The sequence below is a fragment of the Mesorhizobium sp. M7D.F.Ca.US.004.03.1.1 genome (assembly GCF_003998635.1).
Taxonomy (GTDB): Bacteria; Pseudomonadota; Alphaproteobacteria; order Rhizobiales; family Rhizobiaceae; genus Mesorhizobium; species Mesorhizobium loti.
On the sequence record NZ_RZQG01001602.1, the window covers coordinates 1 to 687 of the forward strand.

The 687-nt window shown below is 62.3% G+C and carries 1 protein-coding gene and 1 pseudogene; both read left to right on the forward strand.

Annotated elements, in window-relative coordinates; translation table 11 throughout:
- Window positions 1-145, forward strand: a pseudogene (locus tag EN935_RS42630) (dephospho-CoA kinase); the annotation flags it as partial.
- A 177-nt stretch (window positions 146-322) separates the two neighbouring features.
- A partial coding sequence (locus tag EN935_RS38980; RefSeq protein ID WP_281040422.1) for an exonuclease domain-containing protein occupies window positions 323-687 on the forward strand: 365 nt, incomplete at its 3' end.

The window sequence follows — 687 nt, forward strand, 5'->3', positions numbered from 1 at the left end:
GGCCAAACAGGTGCCGGACGTGGAAAAGCGCCGCCAGGCCGATTTTGTCGTAGACACCGGCCAGGGGCTGGACGCCGCGCGGGTGGCGGTCAAAGCCATCATCGCCGAACTCTCCGGGGATAAGTCCGGTAAGGCAGGCTCCTGACACTACAGCGCCGCGCGTCCGTTTGGACGCGCAAAGGACGCTGTAGCACTTTGATTTTGCGCATGTCCTTTCCGAAAATCGGTACCGATTTTCGGGGACATGCGGCAGGTCGTCAGCATTGGCCATTGCCATTTTGTTCCGGTCTCATGATTCTGCTCCTTTGGAGCACCTGATTCGATGCGTGAGATCATCTTCGACACGGAAACCACCGGCCTCGATTCGCGCGACGACCGCGTGATCGAGTTGGGCGGCGTCGAGCTGGTCAACCGCTTCCCGACCGGAAAGACCTTCCACCACTATATCAACCCTCAAGGGCGCGCGATCCACGCCGAGGCGCAGGCCGTGCACGGCATCAGCGCGGCGGACCTCGCGGGCAAGCCGACCTTTGCCGAAATCGTCGAGGAGTGGCTGGCCTTCACCGACGGCGCCAAGCTGGTCGCCCACAACGCGACGTTCGACATCGGCTTCCTCAACGTCGAGTTCGGCCGGCTGGGTCACCCCGTCATCGACAATGGCCTTGTTGTCGACACGCTGGCACTGGC